Below are 16,189 nucleotides of genomic sequence, written 5' to 3'. Positions count from 1 at the left end.
GCGGGTGCGTGTATGTCGTTCACATGGTCAGGCAAAATCGTCAGGGTGAACGTCGACACGCCGCTGTGGCTGTTGCTGACCGCAAGCGCGTTCGGGGGTGCCGCCCTCACTGGCCTCATCACCCTCGGGACGAAGCTGGTCGACCTGCGACATCGGCACGATGAGACCCGTCGGGAGCACTACGTCGCGCTGTTCACCGCCTACGACGATCTGCAGCAGGCGGTGGTGAATCTGTGCGGACTGTGGAATGTGCAGCCGAGTAAGCCCCTGGGCGAATGGTCGGAGGAGGAGCAGGCGCAGCGCGATGCGGTCGGTGACGCTGGCGAGGCGGCGCACAAGGCCTACGCCGTCGCTCGCCGAGCAGAGCAGATCGTGTACCTGTTCGCGCCGCGCCGGGTGGCGAAGAAGGTGCTGGACGTCTCCGAGGTGCTGGACAGTAATTTCCACCGAATCTACCGGGCCAACGACAACTTCCTCGACCATCTGGGTCAGGTGCCGGAGTCGCTCCCCGAGCCCGAGTTCCCCTCCGACGCTTGGTACGCGATGCGTCGAGCCATGCGTCGAGACCTCGGTGTGCGAGGACGTGTGCGTTAACTCCGCCTACTTGCTGCAGGTGTCGTTGCCCGACGTCTGCGACCGGTACGTCGACCTGTGCGACCCCCGACGGTGGTCGCTGGCGTCAGGCCGACCAGGCGGTGTCCGGCGGGCGGCGGAAGTCGATGGTGTGCGGCACGAAGTAGGACAGGTCGTCGGTGATCAGCCCGTCGGACTCCCGGATCCCTAGGCCCGCCGCCTCACCGTCGACCACCCACGCGCCGAGCACCGGGTGGTGCGGGCCGTCGGGGCCAGCGAAGTCCGGGAGCGCGCACAGCTGCTGCACGACCCAGCCCTCCGCGCCGTACTTCCCGCCGAGCGAGGCCAGTGGGGCGCCGCCGGGGGCGAACAGCTCGACGTTGTTGCCCTCCCGGCCGAACAGCGGCTTCCGGGCGTACCCGGTCCGCTCCAGCTCGGCCGCGCGCGGGTCGTTGGCGAAGTAGGCGGGGAGCAGGTGCTTGGCGATCACCGGGTCGTCGGCGTAGCGCTGCCAGAGCACCGGCAGCAGCCCCTTGTTCGACCACAGCATCTTCCAGATCGGCTCGATCCAGGTGGTGCCGTCGGGGGTCCACAGGTCGGCGATCACCGAGGGGCCGTAGGCGTCGTCGAGCAGCCACTCCCAGGGGTAGAGCTTGAAGACGACGTCGATCCGGTTGCCCTTGCCGTCGTAGAACCGGGCGTCGCCGGTGTCCAGGGCCAGCTCCTCGGTGGTCAGCACCACCGTCTCGAAGCCGGCCCGCTGGACGGTGTCGGCCAGGTAGGCCACCGTCATCCAGTCCTCACCGCTGCGGTCGCCCTCGGTCCAGGCCAGGTGCACCCGGGGACGGCGGCCGTGCTCGGCCTCCCAGCGGGACAGGTTGCGCCGCCAGGCGTCCACCAGCCGGTCGTCGAGCTGGTTCCACTGGTCGCGGCCCTGGCCGGTCTCCAAGTGCCAGGCCCACTGCACGACCGCGGCCTCGACCAGCGAGGTCGGGGTGTCGGCGTTGAACTCCAGCAGCTTCGGTGCGCCCTCGCCGTCCCACCACAGGTCGAAGCGGCCGTAGACGCTGGGCGGCTCGGAGTCCCAGGTGGCCTTGACGACCTCCCGGGCGTCGTGCGGGATCCGCATCCGGTCCAGCAGCCGCTCGTCGGCCAGTGCCACGTCGCCGGCCTCCACGCAGGCGGCGAAGAGCTGGTCGGTGACGTTGGCGAGGTGGTCGATCTCGGCGGAGGTGAAGTCGTAGAAGACGTCCTCGCGCCAGTACGAGCGGGTCTCACCGCCGGGGACCGTCGTCTTGTTGTAGACCAGCCCCTGGCTCTCGATCTCGGCCTCCCAGCCGAGCCGGGCCGTGCCGTAGAGCCGTCTCACGAGCCGACGCTCCCGCTCCCGACCCGGCCCGAGCCGATGCCGCCGGAGATCCGGGTGCCGGAGGTGACCCGGCCGCTGCCGGGCAGCCCGGCCCGGGACCGCGCCGTGGTGTCGGCGGGGTTCACCCGGGTCGCCGCGCCGGTGTACTGCTGCGGGATGGTCTGGCCGACCGCGTACCGGTTGCCGCCGAAGCCACCCAGCAGGAAGAAGTAGGGCACGCCGCCGATGAAGCCGCCGTTGCGCTCGGCCTCCTCGCACTGCTCCTCGTCGACGACCTGGTCCTGCTCGTCGACGCAGTAGACCCGCTCGGCCTCCTGCTCGTCCTCACCTGCGACGCCACAGGCGGACAGGAAGCCCATCGCCGCCCCGGTCAGGCTGACCGTGCCGATCGCCGCCCGCACCCGGTTGCTCCTCGACGTGCTCACCGTCCGCGCTCCTCACCTGGGCGTCACCCTGTCCCCGGACCGCACATGCTGTCGGACCCGGCGTCCTGCCGTGCACCCGCCCCCTCGCATCATCCCCGGATCCGCAGCTCAGGCGGCGTCCACCGCACGCGGGTGCCGGACCGCGGCTGGGGTAGGGGTCGGGGATGGACCTCGCAGCGCACCGGACCGGCTCCGGCGACCCCCTCGTCCTCGTGCACGGACTGGGCGGCTCGTGGCGCTCCTGGGACCCGGTGCTCCCCGGCCTGGCCGCGGCGCGCGAGGTGGTGGCCGTGGACCTGCCCGGCTTCGCCGGCGACACCCCACCGCTGGCCGACCCCGGCTTCGGCTCGCTCACCGACGCGCTGGAGGGCTGGCTGCGCGCCGAGGGGCTGGCCGACGCCCCGCTGGTCGGCAGCTCGCTGGGCGCCCGGATGGTGCTGGAGCTGGCCCGGCGGGGGGTGGGCCGGGACGCCGTGGCCCTCGATCCGGGTGGGTTCTGGACCGACCGGGAGGCCGCGGTCTTCCTCGCCACCCTGCGCGCCTCGATCGCGCTGGTCCGTCGGATCCGCCCGGCGCTCCCCACCCTGCTGGGCAACCCGGCCGGGCGGACGGCACTGCTGGCCCAGTTCTCGGCCCGCCCGTGGGCCCTGGACGGCGAGGTGGTCACCCGTGAGCTCACCGGGTACGTGGACTCGCCGTCCTTCGACGCCGTCCTCACCGAGCTCGCCCGCGGGCCCCGCCAGCAGGGCGCCCCGGCCGGGTCGCTGCCCGGCCGGCTGACCATCGGCTGGGGACGGCGGGACCGGGTGACCCTGGCCCGCCAGGCGGCGCGGGCGCTGGAGGCGTTCCCCGACGCCGAGCTGCACTGGTTCGGCGGGTCCGGCCACTTCCCGATGTGGGACGTGCCCGCGGAGACCGTCGCCCTGGTGCTCGCCGCGACCGCCCGCCGATGAGTTCTCCGGGGGCGGCCGGTCTGAGCCGTGACGGGACCCGACGGTGGTCCCCCCACCGAGGGAGCTCCCCGTGCGCATGATCTTCGTGAACCTGCCGGTCACCGACCTGGACCGGGCGACGGCCTTCTACACCGCGCTCGGCTGGACCCGGAACGCCGAGTTCAGCGACGCGAGCACGGCGTCCATGGAGGTCGAGGAGAACATCGTGGTGATGCTGCTGACCCGGGAGAAGTTCGCCGGCTTCCTGGCCGGCCAGATCGGTGACCCGGCGCAGGCCACCTCGGTGCTGCACGCGGTCTCCGCGGCCGACCGGGCGGAGTGCGACGACCTGCTCTCCCGGGCGCTGGCCGCGGGCGGCAAGCCCTGGCAGCCGGCCCAGGACCACGGCTTCATGTACGGCACCAGCTTCACCGACCCGGACGGCAACGTCTGGGAGGCGGTGTGGATGGACCCCGCTGCTCTCGGGGGCTGACCCGCCCCGTCGAGTGGCGAGCTGTCCACGCGTCCCCCCGCGGGCGAGGCGTGCACAGGTCGCCAGTCGGTGGCTCAGTGCAGCGGGATCTCCGGCTCGTCCGGCGTACGGGCGCGGGTCAGCCGCCGCTCGGCCTCGGTGATCGGGACGTCGTTGATGCTGGCCTCCCGCCGCCGCATCAGCCCGTGCGCGTCGAACTCCCAGTTCTCGTTGCCGTAGCTGCGCCACCACTGCCCGTCGGCGTCGTGCCACTCGTACTGGAACCGGACGGCGATCCGGTCGTCGGTGAACGCCCACAGCGACTTGCGCAGCACGTAGTCCAGCTCGCGGGCCCACTTGGCGGTGAGGAAGGCGACGATCTCGGCCCGGCCGGTGACGAAGGTGTCCCGGTTCCGCCACACCGAGTCCTCGGTGTAGGCCAGCGACACCCGCTCGGGGTCCCGGCTGTTCCAGGCGTCCTCGGCCGCCTGCACCTTCGCGGCGGCGGTCTCGACGGTGAACGGGGGCAGCGGCGGGCGGTCGGTCACCCGCCCATCCTGGTCCGGTCGGCAGCTCAGAGCGAGGAGAGGTCGTCCGGGACGTCGACGGCGTGGGACCGCAGTGCCTCCAGCGGCACCACCTCCAGGGCGCGGGCGTTGGTCGCGGCCAGCACCACCCCGGCCGGTGTGCCCGCCTCGAGCGCCTGGAGCCAGCGGACGGCGACCATGCACCAGCGGTCGCCGGGGCGCAGCCCGGGGAAGTTGTACTCCGGGCGTGGTGTGACCAGGTCGTTGCCCAGCTCGCGCTGCATCTCCAGGAACTCGGCGGAGACCACGGCGCAGACGGTGTGGCTGCCCAGGTCGGCCGGCCCGGTGCGGCAGGACCCGTCCCGCGTGAAGCCGGTCATCGGGTCGGTGCTGCAGGGCTCCAGCGGACCGCCCAGCACGTTGCGGTCCTGACCGGGGGCGCTCATGGGCCGATCATCGCGCCGCCGGAGCCCACGCGCCGAGTGGGCCGTGCGCTTTTGAGTCGCGCCCGACCGGCCGCACGGGGAGGGTGGGGGCGTGCGAGTACTGGTCACCGGGGCGTCGGGGTTCGTCGGCAGCAGGCTGGCGCCTGCCCTGGAGGAGGCCGGGCACGAGGTCCGGGCGATGACCCGGCACCCGGACACCTACTCCGGCGCCGGCACGCCGGTGCCGGGGGACGTCGGCGACGAGGCGTCGCTGCGCACCGCGCTGGCCGACTGCGAGGCCGCCTACTACCTGGTGCACTCGCTGGACTCCGCGGACTTCCAGGAGAAGGACGCCGCAGCCGCGCGCTCCTTCGCCCGGGCCGCGGCCGACGCCGGGGTCCGCCGGATCATCTACCTCGGCGGGCTCGGCAACGACTCCGACGACCTCTCCGCCCACCTGCGCAGCCGCCGCCAGGTCGAGCGGTTGCTGGGCGAGACGGGCGTGCCGGTCACCGCCCTGCGGGCCGGGATCGTGGTCGGGCACGGCGGGGTCTCCTGGGAGATGACCCGCCAGCTGGTCGCCCACCTGCCGGCGATGGTCACCCCGCGCTGGGTGCACACCCGCACCCAGCCGATCGCGGTCGCCGACGTCGTCCGGTACCTGGTCGGGGTGCTCGGAGCACCGGAGGCCGAGGGGCGGGCGTTCGACGTCGGCGGCCCCGAGGTGCTCGAGTACCTGGAGATGCTCACCCGGGTGGCGGAGATCCAGGGCCGCCGGCTGCTGATCGTCCCGGTGCCGCTGCTGAGCCCGAAGCTCTCCTCCTACTGGCTGTCGCTGGTCACCGACGTCGACGTGCAGACCGGCCGGTCGCTGATCGACTCGATGACCAACGAGGTGGTGGTGAAGGACGACTCGATCCGCCGGGTGGTCCCGTTCGAGCCGATGACCTACGACGAGGCGGTGCTCACCGCGCTGGGTGAACGGGCCCGCGATCGCCGGGAAGCCCGGGCGGCGACCACGGGACTGGTGGGATGACCCGCACCACGCGGCGGCCGGGCCAGGCGCTGCTGTCCGACGCCCGGCTGGCCCGGCTGCCGCGCCGGGCGCCGTCCTGGCTGGTGGACAAGGTGCCGCGCGACCACCGCGAGTCCGACGAGGCCTTCCGCCGCCGCCGCCGGGTGACCGCCGGGGTCTCGCTGGCCGGCGCCGGGCTGCTCGGGGTGTCGCTGTCGCAGAAGCCCAACTCGACGTCGTTCTACGGGCTGACCATGGGCGTGGCCGGTACCTGGGTGGCCGGGGGCCTGGCCTCCGGGCCGCTGCACCTGGGCTGGGTGCAGACCCCGAAGGCCACGTTGCGACGCCCGCTGCTCACGCCGGTCGTGGCCGGGGCGGCGGCCTTCGCGGGGTTCTACGGCGCCGCGCTCGTGGCCAAGCGCATCCCGCCGCTGGACGCCGCGGTGTCCCGGGTGCTGCGGTACGCCCAGCAGGGCTCGCCGCCGCTGGTGCTCACCACCACGCTGGCCAACGGCCTCGCCGAGGAGGTCTTCTTCCGCGGGGCGCTGTACGCGGCGGCCGGCGTCCACCACCCGGTGCTCAAGTCCTCCGCCGTCTACACGCTGGCCACCGTCGCGACCCGCAACCCGGCGCTGGTGCTGGCCTCGGTGCCGATGGGCCTGCTGTTCGCGCTGCAGCGGCGGGTCACCGGCGGCATCCAGGCGCCGATGCTCACCCACGCCACCTGGTCGGTGCTGATGCTGCGGTACCTGCCGCCGCTGTTCGCCGACGAGCCCTCGATCGACGACCCGCACCCGGCCGAGGAGCTCTGAGCCCGGTCAGGCCGGGCGGGCCAGCAGCTCCTCCAGCTCCCGGTCGATGAACTCGTTGTCCGCCGGGTTCTGCCCCAGCCCGGCGAAGTGCCCGTAGACGGTCGGGATGACCCGGACCTCACCGTGCTCGATGAACTGCGACGCCCACTCCTCGTCCTCCGGCGGGAAGTACAGGTCGGTCCTCGCCGGCATGGCCACCAGTGGGCAGCGGATCGAGCGCAGCGCCGCCTCGGTGTCGCCGTCGAAGCCCGGGGTCCCCCCGACGTCACCGTGCTCCCAGGTCCACAGCATCCCCAGCAGGTCGTTGGGGTCGCGCTCGTCGAGCCAGTAGCCCTCCCAGAAGCCGACGAGGAAGTCCTCGAGGGAGGAGAAGCCCAGGTTGCGGTACTCCCGCTGCCAGTAGAAGGCCTGGGAGAGGCCCCAGCCGGCGTAGATCCGGGCGAAGGCCCGCAGGCCGGCGGTGGGCAGCGCGTCGGGCCGGTAGCGCCCGCCGGCGAACGCCGGGTCGAGGGTGAGTGCGGCCCGCAGGCTCTTCAGGAAGACCTGGTTGTGCTCGCTGGTGATCGACGACCCGACGATGGGCGCGGCCCGCTTGACCATCTCGGGGTGGCTGACCGCCCACTGGTAGGTCTGGCCGGCGCCCATGGAGGACCCGACCACCAGCTCCACCGACTCGATGCCCCACTGCTGCGTGAGCAGCCGGTGCTGCACCTCGACCTGGTCGTGGAAGGTCACGTGCGGGAAGCTCGGCCCGTCGTAGGGCGGTGGGGTGTTGCTCGGCGAACTCGACAGGCCGTTGTTGAGCTGGTTGGGCATCACGATGAAGTACTTCTCGGGGTCGCAGGCCTTCCCCGGCCCGACCGACCACTCGTTGGCGTCGTGCCAGGCGCTGTACCAGGTGGGGTGCACGATGACGTTGGACCTGTCCGCGTTCAGCGTGCCGTACGTCTTGTAGGCGAGCTGGGCTCCGCGCAGGGTCGCGCCGCCCTGCAGGACGACGTCCCCCAGGTCGAAGAGCTCGTGGTCGGTGGGCCGTGGCATCGGTGCTCCTCGGGTCTGCGGGACGGGCGGGTCAGGCGGGCTGGACGGCGGTCTCGTCGAGGAGCTCGACCGGGTCGCCGAGGGCGATCTCGCCGGGCTGGTCGACCGTGGCGTACATGCCGAGGATCACCGCGCCGTTGTCCGGCAGGTGCGCCACCGGCGTGCTGAGGTCGGTCGCGAGCTCGCCGCGGTAGCGCACGATCGCCTTGAGGGTGCCGAAGTCGACCACCCCGCTGTCGGGGTTCTCGTTGGTCACGACGCAGCGCGGCACGGGCCCGACCACCTGGACGGTGGCGCCGCCGATCCGCACGCGCCGGCCGGCCCAGGTGTCCTCCTCGTGGACGTCGCAGCCGTCCACCTCCACGAGCATCCGGAAGCGGCGGTGGTCCAGCCGCTCCCCGTCGGAGGTGACCCGGCGCAGGTGCTCCAGCGTCGCGGTGGAGATGAGCGTGACCGGGTGGACGTCGACCGCGTCACCGGGCCGGTCGACCGCGACCAGGTGCACCTCCTGCCCGACGAAGTCGCTGAGCGCGGCCGACCACGGTCCCTCGACGAGGTGTCCGTCGACGGGGCGCCCGTAGAAGTCCGTGCGGACCGCCTCGCCGAGCTCGGTGGTCCGGCCCGCCACGGGCGGGCGGTCGGGGAAGAGCAGCCGGAGCTGGTCGTCGCCGGGGTCGAACTCGGCGGTGAGCTGCACGAGCGGGCCGTGCTGCTTGCCGTTGAACAGCCGCCCTCGCGCGTCGACCAGGTGGAAGCGCCGGTTCTCCGGCACCCCGTCAGGGGTGACCGTGACGGTCCGCGGTCCGTGCAGGGCGGTGCCCTTGACCGGGGTGGTCGAGAGTCGGGAGACGAGCGGCATGGCCCTCCGTCCGGAGCGGTGCTGGTGCCGGTGCTGTGGACCGTAGCCGGGGTCGGGCGGTCCCGCTGCCGGGTCAGTGCCGGTGGGCCGCACCGCCGGGCAGGCGGCGTCCCGTGGGTGGGCCGGTGACCACCGGCTCGCCACTGCGGGCCCGGTCGACGCGGGCGCGGTCGGCGCGGCCGGCGTCGCGCAGTGCGCCGGCGGGAGGACGCCCGACCCCCACGCGGTAGTGGCGCTGCGCCGTCCGGTCGCAGGCCGGGCAGGGCGCCGTGGCGGCGGCGTCCCGCATGTCGCGGTGCAGGTCGAACGGGCCGCACTCGGGGCAGCGGAACTCGTAAAGCGGCAACGCGGTGCTCCTCTCGGGGGAAGGTGGTGCGGGGCGGGGCGAGCCCGCCCCGCACCAGCGTCAGTCGGCCGTCAGGTCCCGGCCGCCGCCACCGTCGGGCAGGATGTTCCGGTCGAAGATCGACAGCGGGATGCTGATCGAGACCGCGCTGTTCGGGATGTCGACCACCCCGCCGATCCGGCCGTCGATCGGTGCCGCCCCGAGGAACAGGTACGCCTGCTCGAAGGTCCAGCCCATGGCCGGCATCAGGTAGTTGATGGCATTGAGGCAGGCCTGGCGGTAGGCGACCGTCGCGTTCATGTAGTAGTTGCGGCCGTCCTCGACGCTGATCCCCTCGAAGGTGAGGAACTCCGAGTAGTTCGGGCCCACCCGGCCCGGCTTGAAGAACGGCATGGACTGCTTGTGGCGGTCCATCCCGCCCTTGATCAGGTCGAAGTGCAGGTCGATGAAGCCGGGCATCTCGATCGCCCCGCAGAAGGTGATCTCGCCGTCCCCCTGGGCGAAGTGCAGGTCACCGATGGAGAACTTCCCCCCGGGCACGTACACCGGCATGTAGACCCGGGTGCCGACGCCGAGGTCCTTGATGTCGACGTTGCCGCCGTGCTCGCGCGGCGGGATGGTCCGGCAGGCCTCGGCGGCCGCCCGGTCCAGGTCCGCCCCGCTGAGCGTCCCCAGCAGCGCGTCCTTGGCCAGTGGGGGCAGGGCCAGCGCCGGCACCTGCGGCGCGCCGGGGACGTCGCCGTCGTGTGCCGGGACGTCACCGGTGACCCGGTCCGGGTTCTGGTCGATCAGCGCCTGCTCCCGCCGGTTCCACTCCGCCAGCAGGTCGGGCGAGGGGGCGCAGCCGAAGAGGCCGGGGTGGGAGTTGCCGATGAACCGGACGCCGGGCACGTGCCGGCTGCTGGTCCAGATGCCGTCCAGGTCCCAGATCGCCTTGGACGCCTGGGGTGAGTAGTCGGTGAGGAAGCCCCCGCCGTTCTCCTTGGCGAAGATCCCGGTGTAGCCCCACTCCTGCTCCTGGAAGGGGCCGATGTCCACGATGTCGACGACGAGCAGGTCACCGGGTTCGGCGCCCTCGATGGCGAACGGCCCGCTGAGCATGTGGCACGGGTCGATGTTCATGTCGCGGATGTCGTCGGCGTCGTCGGTGTTGCGGACCTGGTCGTCGGTCCAGTCCTTGCACTCGATCCGGTAGGTCCCGCCGGGGGCCACGGTGTTGGCGGGCGGGATGTCGGGGTGCCACCGGTTGTGGCCGGGCACCGTCTGGTCGCGCATCGACACGCTCAGGTCGCGGTTGATCTCGAAGATCACTTCGGGCACGGGGGGCTCCTCGGGTCGGGGTGGGCTGTGGGTGCGGTCAGAAGCTCGACCGGGGGACGCCCATGCCGGGGTCGATCCGCGTCGGTCCGGACGCCGAGGGGGTGACGTCGATGTCGAAGATGCCGGTGGGGAGGTAGACGGTGGAGCAGGAGTTGGGGATGTCGACGACCCCGGACAGTCGGCCCTCGATCGGCGCGGCGCCGAGGATCATGTAGGCCTGCTCGGGCGACCAGCCGAACGTCGTCAGGTAGTCGATCGCGTGCAGGCAGGCCCGCTGGTAGGACAGGTGCGAGTCCAGGTAGCGCTGCTCGTCGTCCAGCGTCACCGACGTCCCGGAGAAGGCCAGCCACCGCTCGTACCGGGGGTCGACGTTGCCCGGCATGAAGATGGCGTTCTCGCTGACCCCGTAGGTCTCCATGCCGCCCTTGATCAGGTCGACGTGCAGGTCGATGAAGCCGCCCATCTCGATGGCGCCGCAGAAGGTGATCTCACCGTCGCCCTGGGAGAAGTGCAGGTCACCGAGCGACAGCTTCGCCCCGGGCACGAACACCGGGTAGAAGACCCGGCTGCCCTTGGTCAGGTTCTTGATGTCCTGGTTGCCGCCGTTCTCCCGGGGCGGCGCGGTGCGGGCGGCCTCGCCGGCGACGCGGTCGTACTCCGCGCCCGTCAGGCCGGAGAGGATGGCGTCCTGTGGCAGGGGAGGCAGGGCCAGCGGCGGCACCCGGTCGGGGTCGGTGGCGATCAGGGCGCCCTCGCGGCGGTTCCAGCGGGCCAGCAGTTCCGCCGACGGCGCGGTGCCCATCAGGCCCGGGTGCACGATGCCGGTGAACGAGACGTGCGGGACGTGCCGCGAGGTCGCCGTCTGCCCGGAGAAGTCCCAGATCACCTTGTACGCGTCCGGGAACTGGTCGGTGAGGAAGCCGCCGCCGTTCTGCCTGGCGAAGATCCCGGTGTACCCCCAGCCCTGCCCGGCCAGCGGGCCGGAGTCCTCCTGGGGGATGGGCCCCACGTCGAGGATGTCGACGATCAGCAGGTCACCGGGCTCGGCGCCCTCCACGGCGAAGGGCCCGCTGAGCACGTGCACCGTGGACAGCGGCGCGTCCCGGATGTCGTCGGCGGAGTCGTCGTTGTGGATGGCCCCGTCGAACCACTCGCGGCAGTCGACCCGGAAGGTGTCCCCGGGGCGGACGGTCACCTGGGCCGGGATGTCGGGGTGCCACCGGTTGTGGCCGAGGTGCTGCTGCTCGGTGAACGGCTTGCTGGAGTCGAGAGGGAACAGGCGCTCGGGCATGGAGTGGCTCCTGGGCTCGGGTCTGGCTGCGGGGCGGTCGGCCGGTGGCGTGGGGGCGGGCCTCACCTCCGCCGGTGGGCCGGCACGGACGGCGCGGGCTGCTCCTCCGCGACGTTGTCGTGCAGCTGGGTGGTGCGCCGGTCGCGGAAGGCGGGGAACAGGGCCAGGGACAGCAGCAGGACGACGGCGAGCACGATCGCCGCCGTCGTCACGTTCTCCGCCCACACGCCGGTCATCAGCAGGAACGCGGGGACGGCGCAGGTGACCACCCCGGCGACGACGGCGACCAGCCCGGTGAACCGGGTGAGCTCCTCCCGCTTCAACCCGAGCACCAGGAAGAACAGCGCCCAGAGCACCGCCCAGTACAGCCAGATCACCCCGAAGGCCGGGTCGTCGAGCCGGCCGAAGTTCAGCCCCGCGTAGACCACGGCGCAGCCGGCCACGAAGGCGGAGAACCAGCCGAGCCCGGTGCCGTCCAGGCCGCGGGTCAGGTTGAGGCCGACGTAGAGGTACGTGAAGCCGAACAGGTAGAGGCCGGAGGCGCCGAGGACCACGTCCGGGTCGCCCCCGGAGGTGACGATCAGGTAGGTCGGCGTGAACACCTGGAGCCCGCCGACGAAGAAGTTCAGCGGCGCCGCGGCCCGGGCGTCCACCCGGCCCAGCAGCATCAGACCGTTCACGATCAGGACCGCTCCGACGTACAGCAGACCGACGCTGGCCATCTCGGTCCCTCCCCTCTGTGCAGTCGATCGGGTTCCCCGTCGGGTCCTGCGGAGGGCCCCTGCCGGGCGTGACAGCCCGCTCAGGGGCGGGGCAGTCGGCTCAGCGCCGGGTTGCGCAGCACGTCGGCCCGCCGGCCGGCCCGCCTACCGGGAGGCGGGGCGGAGACGACGTCGGGTCGGTCGCCGGTGCGCTCCGCGCGTTCGATCAGCGCACGGCGCACCGGGGAGCCGAGCGAGAGGCGGGGCGCGGTGAACACCCGCGCGGAGGTCGAGCCGCAGGCCGGGCACTCGACCGCAGGAGGAGCGGCGCCCATCGCGCACCGGGTCTCGGTCGTGCCGTGGGCGGGGCAGCGGTACAGGTAGACGGCGATGTCGGACCTCCGGGTGCACCGGCGGAGGGGCACTCGGCCCTCCGGACCAGGCGCACCCTCGTCCCGCCCGGCGGAGGGGACAAGGCGCTGCAGGTGCGCCGTCGGTCTGCGTCCGGAGGCCGGACGGCGCGCCGTGACGCACGGGCTGTGAACCGTCGGGCGTGTCAGCAGGATGACGGTCGTGTGTCCTGCGTGTTTCGCGGAAGACCGTTCTCGAGCTCGCTGGGCGGGTGGTGAGCCGCCGAGCTGACGGCTGCGGCGGTGGGTGGCACGCTCGGCACGTGATCGCCGACACAGCAGGGCCGGAGGTCCTCTGGTCCCCCACACCGGAGTCGATGGCGGCCAGCCAGGCCGGGCGGTTCGCCGCCTGGGTCGCCGGGCGCCGCGGGCTCGACCTCGGCAGCCCGCCCGACTACGACGCGCTGTGGCGCTGGTCGGTGGAGCACCTCGACCAGTTCTGGGCCGACGTCGCCACCTGGACCGACGTGCTGCCCGGCGTCCCCGAGGACCGGGTGCTCACCCGCCGGGAGATGCCCGGTGCCGAGTGGTTCCCCGACGTCACGATCAACTACGCCGAGCAGGCACTGCGGTACGCGACCGAGGACCACCCCGCGCTGATCGTGGTCGCCGAGGACACGGAGCCGGTCGAGATCACCTGGGCGACGCTGCGCGGTCAGGTGGGCGCCTTCGCCGCGACCCTGCGCCGGCTCGGCGTCCAGCGCGGTGACCGGGTGGCGGGCTACCTGCCCAACGTGCCAGAGGCGGTCGTCGCCTTCCTGGGCGCCGCGTCCATCGGCGCGGTCTGGGCGTCGTGCGCGCCGGACTTCGGCACCCGCAGCGTGCTCGACCGGTTCGCCCAGATCGAACCGGTCGTGCTGGTCGCGGTCGACGGCTACCGGTTCAACGGGAAGCCCTACGACCGGCGGGACGTCGTCGCCGAGCTGCGGGCCGCTCTCCCCAGTGTCCGGACGACGATCGCCGTCCCCCGGCTGCACCCCGACGAGCTGCCCGACGGGGAGCTGTCCTGGGCCGAGGCGGTGGCCGTCCCCGAGGAGCCGGTGTTCGAGCCGCTCCCCTTCGCCGCCCCCCTGTGGATCGTCTTCTCCTCGGGTACGACCGGCCTGCCCAAGGGCATCGTCCACGGCCACGGCGGACTGGTGCTGGAACAGCGCAAGCAGATCGGTCTGCACATCGACGTCGGGCCGGGGGACCGGCTGTTCTGGTACGCCTCCACCGCCTGGATCATGTGGAACATCGCCACCTCGGCGTTGCTGTCCGGTGCCACGGTGGTCGTCTACGACGGCGCCCCGACGTACCCGACGGTGGACGCCCAGTTCGCGCTCGCCGCCCGCACCCGGATGACCTACCTGGGCACCAGCCCCGGATATCTGGGCGCCTGCGAGAAGGCCGGGCTCCGACCGGGGGACGAACACGACCTCTCCGCGCTGCGGTCGATCGGCGTCACCGGCTCGCCGCTCCCGGCCAGCACCTTCTCCTGGGTGTACGAGGCGGTGGCGTCGGACGTCCTGCTGGGCTCGCTGTCGGGGGGCACCGACGTCGCGACCGGGTTCATCGGCAGCTCGCCGTTGCTGCCGGTGACGACGGGCGAGCTGCCGCGGCCGATGCTCGGCGTCGCGGCGGCGTCCTGGGACGAGGACGGCCGGCCGGTGGTGGGTGAGCTGGGCGAGCTGGTGGTCACCGAGCCGATGCCCTCCATGCCGCTGTACTTCTGGAACGACCCCGACGGCACCCGCTATCGGGAGGCCTACTTCGAGCCGTGGCCGGGGGTGTGGCGGCACGGCGACTGGCTGGAGGTCACCGAGCGCGGCACCTGCGTCATCACCGGCCGCTCGGACTCCACCCTGAACCGGGGTGGTGTGCGGATGGGCACCGCGGACATCTACGCCGCCGTCGAGGCGATCCCCGCCGTCGTCGACTGCGTGGTGCTGGGCGTTGAGCAGCCCGACGGCGGCTACTGGATGCCGCTGTTCGTGCAGCTGGTGCCCGGGGCCGAGCTGACCGACGAGCTGGTCGCCGAGATCCGGGCCGCGATCCGGGCGGAGGCCAGCCCGCGGCACGTGCCCGACGAGGTGCTCGTCGTCCCCGGCGTGCCGCACACCCGCACCGGCAAGCGGCTGGAGGTGCCGCTCAAGCGGCTGTTCCAGGGGGTCGCGCCGGAGAAGGCGCTGAACGTCGGTGCGGTCGACGACGCCGGGCTGGTCGAGCACTTCGTGGAGCTGGCCCGCAGGCGGCGGTCGGCGGACTGAGCGGACCGGTCCGTCCCGGCCCGCGGGGTGTTGCCTCGGTCACGTAGGGGTGCGTCGGCGAGCTCGTCACCCGACAGTAGGTCGGACCGGACCCCCCGACCCAGGAGGCACCGACGATGACGTCGACCGCCAGCCGCCCCGCCGAGACCGACGACACCTGGCTGCCCGAGCCACCCGTCCTGCACTCCCCGTGGCACACGCCCCGGCGGGCCGCGCTGATGGAGCAGGCCCGCCGGTTCGCCATGGACGAGGTGCTGCCGGTCGCGAACGAGCTCGACCCGCAGAAGGGCGAGATCCCGCAGCACCTCCTCGAGCGGCTCGGTGAGCTGGGGTGGTTCGGCGTCACGGTCCCCGCGGCCGACGGCGGGCTGGGCCTCGGCGTCTTCGAGTACTGCATGGTCAGCGAGGAGCTGGCCCGGGCGTGGATGAGCGTGGCCAGCATCCTGGCCCGGTCCCAGGGCATGGGGACGGCGGTCGCCGACCCCGACCGGCGCCGTGAGCTGCTGCGGCGCAGCGCCGGGGGGTCCTGGATCGGCGCGGTGGCGCTGTCGGAGCCCGAGGCCGGGTCGGACCTGGCCAACGTGCAGACCCGCGCGGTGCGCGACGGCGACGAGTGGGTGGTCACCGGGCACAAGCGCTGGTGCGGCAACGCGAAGGCCGCCGACTTCATCCAGGTGCTGGTCCGGGTGGCCGACCCGCAGCCCGGGGAGTCCCGCTCCCGCGGCCTGCGGAACCTGCTGCTGGTCAAGGAACGCGGCTCGTTCCCGCCGGGGCTGTCCGGCTACGCCATCGACAAGGTCGGTTACCACGGCTTCCTGACCTGGGACCTCACCTTCGACGGGGTCCGCATCCCGGCCGCGGACCTGATCGTCGGCCCGGGCGAGGGCGGCGGCTCCGACAGCAGCGGCGACTCCGGCGCCGGCTTCCGCGAGGCGCAGGCCTTCCTGAACACCGCCCGGGTGCACACCGCCGCCCGCGCCGTCGGCCTGGCCCGGGCAGCGGTCGAGGACTGCGTGCTCTACCTGCAGGAGCGCGCCCAGTTCGGCCACCCGATCGGCGACTTCCAGGCACTGCGCTTCACGCTGGCCGACATGGCCGCCCAGGTGGAGCAGGCGCGGGCGTTCTACCGCCAGGTGGCGCACCTGCTCGACGAGGGCGTGCCGTGCGAGCGGGCGGCGGCGATGGTGAAGCTGCAGGCCACCGAGATGGCGGTGCGCGTCACCAACCAGGCCATGCAGCTGCACGGCGGCAACGGCTACACCACCGAGCGGCAGGTCGAACGGCACTGGCGGGACGCGCGGCTGACCACGATCTTCGAGGGCACCAGCGAAATCCAGAAGCGGATCATCAGCAACACCATGCTGCCGCGCAGCCCGCTGGGCTGACCGGCTGCGGCCGCGGGTGTCGGCGGCGGCGCGGTCG

The 16,189-nt window shown here is 72.9% G+C and carries 18 protein-coding genes; 7 read left to right on the top strand and 11 right to left on the bottom strand.

Going from position 1 to position 16,189, the window contains the following annotated elements; translation table 11 throughout:
* Nucleotides 1–45 precede the first annotated feature (45 nt).
* Nucleotides 46–594, top strand: a complete 549-nt coding sequence (locus tag IN07_RS11145; protein ID WP_156119137.1) for a hypothetical protein — start codon at nt 46–48, stop codon at nt 592–594.
* Between the two features lie 85 nt (nt 595–679).
* Here the strand turns inward: IN07_RS11145 and IN07_RS11140 are convergent, their stop codons facing one another.
* Both IN07_RS11140 and IN07_RS11135 read right to left on the bottom strand, forming a co-directional pair.
* Nucleotides 680–1,942: a glutathionylspermidine synthase family protein gene (locus tag IN07_RS11140; protein ID WP_036335868.1), complete on the bottom strand. Its 1,263-nt coding sequence runs from the start codon at nt 1,940–1,942 to the stop codon at nt 680–682.
* Nucleotides 1,939–2,367 (bottom strand): hypothetical protein, encoded by a 429-nt coding sequence (locus IN07_RS11135; RefSeq protein ID WP_156119136.1) that lies wholly within the window; start codon nt 2,365–2,367, stop codon nt 1,939–1,941. The genes IN07_RS11140 and IN07_RS11135 overlap by 4 nt, the downstream gene beginning before the upstream one ends.
* A 164-nt stretch (nt 2,368–2,531) precedes the next feature.
* Here IN07_RS11135 and IN07_RS11130 point away from each other — a divergent pair, with 164 nt between their 5' ends.
* Together IN07_RS11130 and IN07_RS11125 are read left to right on the top strand one after the other, a co-directional pair.
* Nucleotides 2,532–3,320 (top strand): alpha/beta fold hydrolase, encoded by a 789-nt coding sequence (locus IN07_RS11130; RefSeq protein ID WP_036335865.1) that lies wholly within the window; start codon nt 2,532–2,534, stop codon nt 3,318–3,320.
* A gap of 76 nt (nt 3,321–3,396) precedes the next feature.
* Nucleotides 3,397–3,792, top strand: coding sequence for a VOC family protein (locus IN07_RS11125; protein ID WP_231558167.1), 396 nt, complete (start codon nt 3,397–3,399; stop codon nt 3,790–3,792).
* 74 nt (nt 3,793–3,866) lie between these two features.
* Here IN07_RS11125 and IN07_RS11120 read toward each other — a convergent pair whose 3' ends face one another.
* Nucleotides 3,867–4,319: a nuclear transport factor 2 family protein gene (locus IN07_RS11120; RefSeq protein WP_036335862.1), complete on the bottom strand. Its 453-nt coding sequence runs from the start codon at nt 4,317–4,319 to the stop codon at nt 3,867–3,869.
* A 26-nt stretch (nt 4,320–4,345) separates the two neighbouring features.
* Nucleotides 4,346–4,744 (bottom strand): DUF2237 family protein, encoded by a 399-nt coding sequence (locus tag IN07_RS11115; RefSeq protein WP_036335861.1) that lies wholly within the window; start codon nt 4,742–4,744, stop codon nt 4,346–4,348.
* A 91-nt stretch (nt 4,745–4,835) separates the two neighbouring features.
* Between IN07_RS11115 and IN07_RS11110 the strand changes: the two genes are divergently transcribed.
* Together IN07_RS11110 and IN07_RS11105 are read left to right on the top strand one after the other, a co-directional pair.
* Nucleotides 4,836–5,759 carry an NAD(P)H-binding protein gene (locus IN07_RS11110; RefSeq protein ID WP_036335860.1) on the top strand — a complete coding sequence of 308 codons (924 nt, stop codon included), beginning with the start codon at nt 4,836–4,838 and terminating at the stop codon, nt 5,757–5,759.
* On the top strand, nt 5,756–6,550 hold the full coding sequence (locus tag IN07_RS11105; protein WP_081975339.1) for a CPBP family intramembrane glutamic endopeptidase: 795 nt from the start codon (nt 5,756–5,758) through the stop codon (nt 6,548–6,550). The genes IN07_RS11110 and IN07_RS11105 overlap by 4 nt, the downstream gene beginning before the upstream one ends.
* Nucleotides 6,551–6,556: 6 nt before the next feature.
* On the opposite strand, the gene IN07_RS11100 is transcribed toward IN07_RS11105, so the two are convergent.
* The 7 genes from IN07_RS11100 to IN07_RS11070 form a co-directional block, all read right to left on the bottom strand.
* A complete protein-coding gene (locus IN07_RS11100) occupies nt 6,557–7,591 on the bottom strand; it encodes an alpha/beta fold hydrolase (RefSeq protein ID WP_036335859.1) in 1,035 nt (344 codons plus the stop codon).
* A 31-nt stretch (nt 7,592–7,622) separates the two neighbouring features.
* Entirely contained in the window at nt 7,623–8,450 is an 828-nt protein-coding gene (locus tag IN07_RS23980) for an MOSC domain-containing protein (RefSeq protein WP_052091144.1), read from the bottom strand.
* Between the two features lie 73 nt (nt 8,451–8,523).
* Entirely contained in the window at nt 8,524–8,796 is a 273-nt protein-coding gene (locus IN07_RS11090) for an FmdB family zinc ribbon protein (RefSeq protein WP_036335858.1), read from the bottom strand.
* Nucleotides 8,797–8,856: 60 nt separating this feature from the next.
* The gene (gene fmdA / locus IN07_RS11085) at nt 8,857–10,116 is read right to left on the bottom strand and encodes a formamidase (RefSeq protein ID WP_036335857.1); all 1,260 of its coding nucleotides are present in this window, start codon (nt 10,114–10,116) and stop codon (nt 8,857–8,859) included.
* Between the two features lie 37 nt (nt 10,117–10,153).
* A complete protein-coding gene (gene fmdA / locus IN07_RS11080) occupies nt 10,154–11,407 on the bottom strand; it encodes a formamidase (RefSeq protein WP_036335856.1) in 1,254 nt (417 codons plus the stop codon).
* A 62-nt stretch (nt 11,408–11,469) separates the two neighbouring features.
* Nucleotides 11,470–12,129, bottom strand: a complete 660-nt coding sequence (locus IN07_RS11075) for an AmiS/UreI family transporter (protein WP_036335855.1) — start codon at nt 12,127–12,129, stop codon at nt 11,470–11,472.
* A gap of 80 nt (nt 12,130–12,209) precedes the next feature.
* Nucleotides 12,210–12,533: an FmdB family zinc ribbon protein gene (locus IN07_RS11070; RefSeq protein WP_231558144.1), complete on the bottom strand. Its 324-nt coding sequence runs from the start codon at nt 12,531–12,533 to the stop codon at nt 12,210–12,212.
* Nucleotides 12,534–12,781: 248 nt separating this feature from the next.
* Between IN07_RS11070 and IN07_RS11065 the strand changes: the two genes are divergently transcribed.
* Together IN07_RS11065 and IN07_RS11060 are read left to right on the top strand one after the other, a co-directional pair.
* Entirely contained in the window at nt 12,782–14,767 is a 1,986-nt protein-coding gene (locus IN07_RS11065) for an acetoacetate--CoA ligase (RefSeq protein ID WP_081975338.1), read from the top strand.
* A 116-nt stretch (nt 14,768–14,883) separates the two neighbouring features.
* Nucleotides 14,884–16,152, top strand: a complete 1,269-nt coding sequence (locus tag IN07_RS11060) for an acyl-CoA dehydrogenase family protein (RefSeq protein ID WP_052091142.1) — start codon at nt 14,884–14,886, stop codon at nt 16,150–16,152.
* Nucleotides 16,153–16,189 lie beyond the last annotated feature (37 nt).

The organism is Modestobacter caceresii (genome assembly GCF_000761485.1).
In the GTDB taxonomy this organism is placed as follows: domain Bacteria; phylum Actinomycetota; class Actinomycetes; order Mycobacteriales; family Geodermatophilaceae; genus Modestobacter; species Modestobacter caceresii.
Note: the sequence above shows the minus strand (reverse complement) of the source record. Positions and strands in the feature narration are given on the sequence as shown.